Genomic DNA, 8932 nt, shown 5'->3' on the forward strand with positions numbered 1-8932 from the left:
GGGGCCCGCGCCCGCGGGGGGGGGGGGGCGGGGGGGGGGGGGGGGGGGGGGGGGGGCGGGGGCGCCCGCGGCGGGGGGCGCCCCCGGCGGAACCGGGCTCAGCGCGGGTCGCTGCCCCGCAGCCAGTCGTGCACCGCCGCGGAGGTGGACGCGGCGAACTCGTTCATCATCGTCTGGTGATCGCCGGCCACGTCGACGGACTCGTAGGCGAGGTCCCACTCGGGCCCCGCCGGCTCGGCGTCGGGGTCCCGTTCGGACTCGGGCTGCTCGGGCATCCGCTCCGTCGCGCGGAACAGCACGAGCGGCGTGGCGAGCGGTCCGGGGCGCCAGTGCTCGAACAGGTCGAGGTAGCCACCCTGCGCGGTGACCTGCGCCTCGGTCATCAGTGCGAAGGCCTGCTCGTTCACGGCGATGCCGCGCAGCTCCTCGTCGATGTCGTTGCGGCGGATGCGGTCGTCGGGGAACCAGGTGTCGAGCAGCATCACCGCCGTCGGGCGTCCGCCGCGCTGCTCGATCCGGGTCGCGACCGCGTGCGCCAGCCAACCGCCCGAGGAGTACCCGGCCAGGGCCACCGAGCGGTCGCCGAAGTGCCGTTCGATGGTGTCGGCGAGCAGGTCGACGGCGAGCTCGGCGCTGGCCGGCAGCGGATCGCCCTCGTCGAATCCCGGCAGGCTCAGCCCGTACACGTCGCGCTGCCCGTGCAGGTGCAGGGCCAGGCGGGCGAAGTTGTGCGGACCGGCCGGCGCGACCATCGCCGGGACGCACACCACGGCGGTGGCCGCCGGCCCGGCGGCGAGCTGGATGGGCGTCACCCGGCCGGCGAACTCGCCGACCTCGGTGAACACCGGACGCAGCCGTGCGGCCGCCCGCAGCAGCTCCATACCCGGCCGGAACTTGCCCTCCGCGCAGGCCTGCCGGTAGAGCTCACGCACGCCGCCAGCCGGCGCGCCCAGGGCCGGTCGCGGGCCGCCGACCCCACCCAGCAGCGCGGCGAGCTGCGGGCCCGGGGCCATCAGGCCCGCGCCCAACCCGCCGCCGGCCGCCGCCATGAGATCCGGCACCTGGCCGACGCTCGCCGGCAGGGCGGTGCGCGGACCGGTCTGGACGACGAGGGTGTCCAGGTGGGCGGCGAGGTCGTGCACGGTCGGGTGCTCGAAGACGACCGGCGGCCCCAGCGGCAGCGCGGTGGCCGCCGCCAGCCGGCGGCTGAGCTGGACCGACGCGAGAGAGTCGAAGCCGAGCTCCAGGAACCGGCGATCCGGGTCGATGTCCTCGGGCGAGTCGTGGCCGAGGATGCCGGCGGCCTGCGCGCGGACCAGCTCGACCAGCGCGCTCGCCCGCTCCGCGGCGGGCAGCACGGCGTAGTCGACCTGCGGCAGCGCCGCCTCGGCGCCGCCGTCCGGCAACGCGCCGGCGGGCTCGGCGGGCTCGGTGGGCACGGTGGGCGGAAGGTCGTCGAACAGGTGGCTCGGGCGGGCCGCCGTCAGCGCGGGCAGGAAACGGTCCCAGTCGACGTCGACGACGGTCAGCGTGGCCTCGTCGGCGGCGACCGCGCCGCCCAGGGCGCGCAGCGCCGGCCCCGGGGCGAGCGGGCGCAGCCCACGGCGGATCAGGTAGTCGCGCAGCTCAGGGTCGGCACCCATGCCGGTCTGCGCCCACGGGCCGAACGCGACGGCGGTGGTCGGGCGGCCGGCGGCGCCGCGGCGGGCGGCGAGCGCGTCGAGGTAGGCGTTGGCCGCGCTGTAGGCCGCCTGGTTGCCGCTGCCCCAGACCGCGGAGATCGACGAGAACAGCACCAGGGCGGTGTCCGCGGGCAGCAGCGCGTCCAGCGCGGCGGCACCGCCGGCCTTCCCGGCGACGACCGCGGCGATCTGACCGAGCTCAAGCTCCGCGAGCGGCACCCGTGGCCCGGCGACGCCGGCGGCGTGCACGACGGTCGTCACCGGCGTGCCGGCCGCGGCGAGACTGTCGAGCAGCGCGGCCAGGGCGGTCGCGTCGGCGGTGTCGCAGGCCGCGACCGTCACCTTCGCGCCGAGCGCGCCGAGCTCGGTCGCCAGCTCGTCGACTCCCGCGGCGGCGCCCCCCCCCCCCCCCCCGGGGGGGCGCCCCCCCCCCGTCTCTGCCCGCCGGCCCACGGACGTGGTGGCGGGTGCGGATCGACGATCCGAAGTCTGACGATCCGAAGCCTGCGATCAGGCTAGTGCCTCACGGCTGCCGATGCCGGGCGAAGGGCTGCGGCCAATGACCGCCGCGGCGATCCCGATCGGCGTCAGGAACGCCGATCAGCTCGCCAGCCGCTGCCCGCAGGGCCTTCGTGCCGCCATGGCCCCGCGGTGGCCCGGAATTCCTACCGGCTAGTTCTCGACCGCGAATCGTAGCCGGACCAAGGCGTACCAGGGCGCGGTCCGGGCCAGCCGCCAACCCGCGGCCATGGAGCGGTTCCAGGTCGCGGTTGCCGAGCGGCTCATGTCATCACCGCCAAACAGTCATCGTCAGGACACATTCAGTGACGGGCGCCGGACGTCCGGCGCGAACGGTCCGTGCGCACCGCTCGCGATCACGACAGCCCCGGACTCCGCGGCGGTCTCAGTCGGGCAGTCGCTGCCCGCAGTAGTTCGGGTCGACGACGTCAAGGCCGGTACCGGCGCTGTTCACCGCGGTGAACGCGGCGCACACGGCCGTCCTGCCGAAGTCACGGTCGAAATCGACCGCGCTGACGAGGCCGCCCGCCGTGTAGTTCTTCACCGCGCGCAGGCCGGCGATGAAGCTCTTCCGGGTCGGGCACGGCCCCGCCGCCTGCAGTCCGCGGATGAAGATGTCCGCGTCGACGTAGCCGACAAGCCCCACGGTCTGGTCCGGATCCTGCAGGTCCGGCGAGTACTCCGCCATCGCGGCGTGGTAGGCGTCGGAGGCGGGCGACTTGATCTGGATCGGCAGGATGGACCCGGCCGTCGTCAGGCCGGCGATCTGGGCACCATACCGCTGGAGCATCCCGGTGCTGACCGCGTCGGCGCCGGAGAGCACGACCTTCAGCGGCGCTCCCAGCCGCCTGGCCGCGATCATGATCAGCGCGGTGTCCTCGGTGGAGATCGAGCCGGATATCGTGTCGATGTTCGCGGCCAGTATCTGGCGCGCGACCTGGTCGATCTGCTGCGGTGTCGGCGACTCGTCGATCGTCGCCATGGTGACCGGGATGCCGGCCGCCTCGAAACTGGCCTTCTTCTGCAGGGCGGCGTCGCTCGAGAATCCGGCGGCGATCCTGGTGGAGAGGACCACGGCCTTCGTACCGCCATGCGCCTTGACGTACCGGCCGAACGTGTCGACGGCGCCATCGTTGTAGCTCGCCGAGAACATGTTCCGATACTTCGACCAGACAGGTTGAACCGCGATGCCGACCACCGGCACGCCTTGGGCGGCGAGGTAGTCGGCGCCGCCGGCGGCGACGGCGGTCATCTCCAGCACGCCGAAGACGTTCTCCTGCTCCACCAGTTCGCGGCTCACCACGAGATTGGTGGTCGGCAGGCCCTGATCGTCCCGCCACTGGTAGTCGATGCGGCGTCCGTTGACGCCGCCCGCCGCGTTCTGGACGGCGAATCGTGCCGCCACGCCGGCCCGGCCCGGCCGGAGCGAGTCGGCGCCGACGCCGGTATCCGGTATCAGCAGCCCGACCTTGACCTCGTTGGCCGTGACGCCTGGCGCGTCACAGGATGCAGCCGCCGCCGTATTCTTTCCGCTCCCGCAGCCAGCCAGACCGGCCAGGCATACAAGGAGCACGGATAATGCGGAAAGCGACCGACCCGTAACCACGAAGCCCTCCCACAGATCCCATCTGGATCTTAGATTTAAGATCTACCGTAACCGAATCATAGCTAAGATTGATCTACTTAATCACAACGGACCGTATTGACGCCACATCCACCCGGGCGCGAGCGGGATCCGACCCGTTTTGCCCTGTTCGCCTCGCGGGATCGAAGCGCCGAGCCTCGACGGCGAGCGTGTGACCAGGTCCGCGCCTTCCCGACCCGCGGACCTTGACCGGCGGCCGGCGGCCGGCGGCCGGCGGATCACGAGTCCCATTGAAGAACGAAAATCAACTTCAAGGGCGAGAGCCCGTGTTGTTCACCGACACGAACGCGTAGCACTCGGCCACCCTGCCGAAGTCGCGCTCGAGGTCGACCGCACTGATCAGGTCGCCCGCCGGGTAGTTCTTCACCGTCCGCAGCCCGGCGATGAAGTTCTGCCTGGTCGGGCACTTTCCAGCGGCCTGCAGGCCACGGATGAACATTCCCGCGACGATGTAGCCGACGAATGCGAGCGTCTGCTTCGAGTCGCGCTGCTCCGGCGCGCAGACGTGCTCCTGCTCCACCAGCTCCCGAGCCATCACGACGTTGGTCTCCTGCACGGCCTGCTCGTCGCGCCAGTCGTCGACGATGCACCGCCCGTTGACGCCACCCGCCACGTTCACGCCGGCGAACCGGGCCTCGATGCCGGCCCGGGCCGATGCCAGGGCGTCGGATCCCGTGCCGGTCGCCGGGTACGGCAGCCCCGCCTTCACCTCGTTGGCCGTGACTCCCGGGACGTCGCAGGATGACGCCGACGTGTCCGCTCCGCCGCCGCATCCAACCAGGAAAGCCGCACACAGCACAGCCGCGGGAAACGCCGCCAACACCCTACCCGTAACCACGCAGGCGTCCCGCACCTCAAAGGATCTCGACGGTCACAGTAGTCAAACTTATTTAAGCATTTGAGGACCACTCCTTGGAGGTAGAGGAATAGCGCACGCCATGATGCCCCTAACCTGCCGCGATACGAAACCTTGATATATTGCCCTAAGCTTCAAAAGATCAAACTTATTGATCAATTGCGGCAAAGGGTGTTCGCATCTGAACGCGGTGACCGCTGCGGCGACCCCGCCAGAGATCCACACAGGCGCGCCGATCTTCGTTAAATATCCGGGCAAGCCGGACTTTTCCGATAAATCAGGCCAATCTCGCGGCAAGAATCGCGCGCACCGCGGACCAGGGATCACGAGGTGCTCAGGTGCCGGCGTGGCTCAGGTGCTGGCTGTGACTCAGGTGCTGGCGTGGAACTTCCGCGCCGCGGCCCAGGACCTGGACCGACGGTGGCCGGACCGAGCCCGCACACCCGGCACGAACCGGAGTTCACCGGCCCACTCGATCGCCGCCGCCTCGGCATCGGCGGGCACCATCGCATAGGACCGCCACAGGAATGCCGTCACATCCCGCGCGGGAAGCTCGAACTCGGCCGTACCCGACGGGCTGGACAGGCACAGCGCGAGCGCCGGCGCGCCGCGCCGCACGATCGGCCGGACGCGGACGTCGCCGAGGCCAACCGGGCGGCGGGCCCCGTCGGCGAGCAGCCGGCGGGCGAAGTGCCACACCACGGGAATCCCGCCATGCCCCGCGACGGTGAGGGCGACCGCGATCGGATCAACGGCGTCGAATCCCAGCGTGAGGTGCACCTGGCGGGGCGGTTCGTCGTCAGACAGCAGTTCCGTGGTGATGCGGCGGGAAATGGTCCCGCGGCGCGCCGATCGACGGATCATCAAATGCCCTCCCTGTGGGCCTGTGTACTGCGGCTGGCGGCCGCCACCCCGCCACGGGTGTCGACCGGGTGGACAGACCAGACTCTCGGGTGCCCGCGGATCCAGAACGTCGACCGGGCTCGCCGCCGGCGGTGATCGGCGGTGGCCAGCTCCGAGTGCCATCCTCGCGAACAAGCGTACGGAGTCGGATACACGGATGATTCGGGTTCACCCGGACGTGAGCGGCCCCGGTGGCCGCCGCCGACATGTCGGGTGGCCCTCGTCCGGCGTAGGCTGCGCGGGCCGAGCGCCGCGACCAGCCCGCTCCCACCGGCCGTCGACGCCTCCCCGTCCGGCCGGCCGCGGCCAGGGCCGCCATCCCCGCCACGACAGCGCCAACCCGGGTCCGACGGGGCAGCGGCCGGGGACGTTGGTCCCCGGCTCGCGGGAATGTTCGCGGCGGCGCGCCCGCCGGTCGCTCAGCGGGCGGGCGCCGCCCCGGGGCCCGCCCGCCAGCCATCCCCGTCCACACCGCCCGGCACCGGCCCGGCCGGCGCGTACGGCCCACGGGTGAACACGAACGAGGCCAGTTCCAGATGGCTCACCCCGCCGTCCGGCCGGCGGCACGGGGTCAGCGTCTCCCCCGCGAAATAGCCGTCCACCCCGGTCCAGGTGTCCCCGGCGGGACCGGCCCGCAGGAGGGACGCCCGCCCCAGCCCGCGCACCGGCGCGAGGAGCAGGCTGCCGTCGGCCCGCAACGTCACCGAGTACGGCGCGGCCCCCCAGTACCAGACGCCGGTCAGCTCGAGCGGCTCCCGGCCGGCCGGCCCCGCCGGCACCCACTCGGCCGGCAGCGGCGGCTCGGCGGTGTCGGCGGCGTCGATCAGGCTGACGGCGAGCTCCCCGACCGCGACGCCGCTGGTCGCGTTCGCCATCGCGACCGCGGCGGTGCCCGCCGGACGCGTCCACAGCGCCGCGACGAAGCCCGGCATCGAACCGCCGTGCCCGACCAGCACGCCGGCGGGGACGCGCAGCAGCTGCACGCCGAGCCCGGCGCCGAGACGCCAGTCGCCGGTGTCGCCCTCGACCGCGGCCGGCTCGCGCATCTCGGCCAGGGCATCGAGGGACAGCACCGCGTCGGTGTGCCCGCCGAGCACCGCCGCCCAGCGGGCCAGGTCCGTGCCGGTCGACCAGAGCTGACCGGCGGGCGCCAGCACGCCCGCGTCATGCGCCGGCTCCGGCAGGAGCAGGTCCGCGTGCGGGTGGACGGCGTAGCCGTGGGCGTGCGGCGCGGTGGGCATCGCCGTCGTGCGGGTCATTCCCAGCGGCGCCAGCAACTCGCGGTGCAACGCCTCCTCCCAGCTCATGGCGCGCAGGCGGGCGACGAGTTCGCCGAGAACCGCGAACCCGACGTTGGAGTAGTGGTGGCGCCGGCCGGGACGGAACCGCGCCGGGGTCGGCCCGAGCGCGTCGGCGAGATCAGGATGAGCCGACCCCGCCACCCGCTCCCACCACGGCGGCGGCGTCTCCGCCGTGATCCCGCCGAGGTGCGCCAGCAGCTGGGCGATGGTGCGGTCGCCGACGGGCGTGCCCGGCAGGTGCCGGTCGAGCGGATCACCGAGCGCGAGACGCCCCTCCTCCCGCAGGCGCATGACCAGCACCGCGGTGAAGGTCTTCGTGATCGAACCGATCCGGTACTGCGTGTCGGGACCGGGACGACCCGTCCCGTCGGTGGCCGCCCCACCGAGCTCCGCCGCCCGGCCGCGGCCACCGGTCCACACGGGTCGGCCCGCGCGCACGACCGAGGCGACGATCGACGGCGCCCGCCCCTTCACCTGCTCCGCGGCCAGCAGTCTCAGCAGCTGCCGGCGAGTGCCGGGCAGCAGCTCCTGGTCGGCTGTCGGCAACGGGTTGGTCATCGCGGCGCTCCCTGCGGTCGGGCCGGCTGACGGCGCGTCCGGTGCTGGCGACTGCGCCGACATCGACACCCCCAAGCCGACATCGACACCCCCAACCTGGGCGGACACTCCGCCAGCGTCCCACGCTCATCCGATCAGTCCGCCTGGCAGCGCGCCAGCGGTACGCGCTGGTCGAGGCGCGGATCGCGGTGGGCAGGGCGGCCGGAACGCCCCGGGCGCCGGTCGAGCGCTGGAAACACCGGCAGCGGACGCGATGCGACGGTCGGCCAAATCCGTCACGTGATGACGGCCGGCGCGGCGCGGCATTTCGACCGACGGCACCCGTGGCGCACCTGCCCATCCGGCTCGATGGTGCGCATGATGGAAAACAATGCCGTCCGGACATCGCGACCTGTGCGCCGTAGTCGTTCGGAATGCCGCTGCGGGACCAAAGTCCGTCCAGGCGTCGTGTATCGCGCCGGATGATGGACAAGCGGCGCACCCCGAGCGTCGCGGGGCGGGACAGGAGCGAGATGACGACAGCGGTGGGCCCGGCGGGCACGGCAGGCGGCACCCGCTGTGCCCGCGGGAGTCTCGCTGTCGCCAGACGCCAGGAACCGGCCGGTGGCCCTCGTGGTCGACCGGCGGGCCAGCAGGGTGCTCACCAGTGTTTTCGCGGCTTGCCAGCCCGCCCCGATCGGTTCGATTCCGGTCCGCGCCCGGGCCAGCGGCCCGAGCGGCCGGGCGCGTCGACTCGACCGGCACGGTCCCACACCGGGTCCGCGCGCACCGGCCGGGTGACGGATCCGACGCGTCCACGGCGCCGGAAATCAGCCGATCTTCTTCTGATCCGAGGACGGCCCTACTGTGTCTGACTACTGCTGGTGCCTGGCCACCCCGGCCATCGAGGACCTTATCCGGGAGCACGACGAGGTTGTCGAACTCTCGGCGCTCGCCCGCGCGGCCTATCGGAGCGGCGACGTCGAATCCCTCGTCGAGTGCGGAAAGGCGATGTTCGCCGTACTAGGCCCACACAATGCCGTCGAGGAACGCGGTTTGTTTCCGCCGATGGCCGTCGAGTTCCCGGAGAAAATCGGTGTTCTGCGCGACGAACACCGGCGGATCGAGGCCGTCCTGACCGAGGCGGCCGACGGCTCGGCGCACGCCGATCCCTCCTGGCCGGCACGGTTCATCGAGACGCTGACCCTGCTCGGGCGGCACATCGTCAAGGAACAGGAGGGCCTGTTCCCCGCCTCCCTCGCCGTGCTGACGTCCGACGAGTGGGAGCTGATCGCGGAGATCCGCGCGGAGAGCGACCTCATCTCCTTCTGAGGGCCTCGTCCCACTGAGGGCCTCTCTGCCGGGCAGCGCCGGCAGCCTGGGCGCCCCCCCCCCCCCCCCCCGGGGGGGGGGGCCGCCCCCGTCACCCCCCGCACCAAGGCGATCATGCCGGTGCACATGGCCGGCCAGGTCTCCGACATGGACGCGC

The 8932-nt window shown here is 72.7% G+C and carries 6 protein-coding genes and 1 pseudogene; 2 read left to right on the forward strand and 5 right to left on the reverse strand.

From position 1 onward, the window contains the following. Positions 1-98: 98 nt before the first annotated feature. The 5 genes from MXD60_RS27790 to MXD60_RS27810 all read right to left on the reverse strand — a co-directional run bounded on the left by MXD60_RS27790 (position 99) and on the right by MXD60_RS27810 (position 7464). Positions 99-2135: an alpha/beta fold hydrolase gene (locus tag MXD60_RS27790; protein ID WP_248822657.1), complete on the reverse strand. Its 2037-nt coding sequence runs from the start codon at positions 2133-2135 to the stop codon at positions 99-101. A 451-nt stretch (positions 2136-2586) separates the two neighbouring features. Further along, positions 2587-3807 (reverse strand): ABC transporter substrate-binding protein, encoded by a 1221-nt coding sequence (locus MXD60_RS27795; protein WP_248822658.1) that lies wholly within the window; start codon positions 3805-3807, stop codon positions 2587-2589. Positions 3808-4096: 289 nt separating this feature from the next. Continuing rightward, entirely contained in the window at positions 4097-4555 is a 459-nt protein-coding gene (locus MXD60_RS27800; protein WP_248822659.1) for an ABC transporter substrate-binding protein, read from the reverse strand. 516 nt (positions 4556-5071) lie between these two features. Continuing rightward, on the reverse strand, positions 5072-5566 hold the full coding sequence (locus tag MXD60_RS27805; RefSeq protein ID WP_248822660.1) for an SsgA family sporulation/cell division regulator: 495 nt from the start codon (positions 5564-5566) through the stop codon (positions 5072-5074). A gap of 458 nt (positions 5567-6024) precedes the next feature. After that, complete coding sequence (locus MXD60_RS27810) at positions 6025-7464, reverse strand: serine hydrolase domain-containing protein (protein WP_248822661.1); 1440 nt, start codon at positions 7462-7464, stop codon at positions 6025-6027. Between the two features lie 846 nt (positions 7465-8310). On the opposite strand from MXD60_RS27810, the gene MXD60_RS27815 reads away from it, so the two are divergent. Beyond that, the gene (locus tag MXD60_RS27815; RefSeq protein WP_248822662.1) at positions 8311-8775 is read left to right on the forward strand and encodes a hemerythrin domain-containing protein; all 465 of its coding nucleotides are present in this window, start codon (positions 8311-8313) and stop codon (positions 8773-8775) included. Positions 8776-8844: 69 nt separating this feature from the next. Further along, a pseudogene (locus MXD60_RS27820) lies at positions 8845-8932 on the forward strand (DegT/DnrJ/EryC1/StrS family aminotransferase); the annotation flags it as partial.

This window comes from Frankia sp. AgB32 (assembly GCF_023243045.1).
Lineage (GTDB): Bacteria > Actinomycetota > Actinomycetes > Frankiales > Frankiaceae > Frankia.

Coding starts and splice junctions, on each gene's coding strand:
- MXD60_RS27805 (WP_248822660.1), bottom strand. CDS start 5,566: ATGATCCGTCGATCGGCGCGCCGCGGGACCATTTCCCGCCGCATCACC.
- MXD60_RS27810 (WP_248822661.1), bottom strand. CDS start 7,464: ATGACCAACCCGTTGCCGACAGCCGACCAGGAGCTGCTGCCCGGCACT.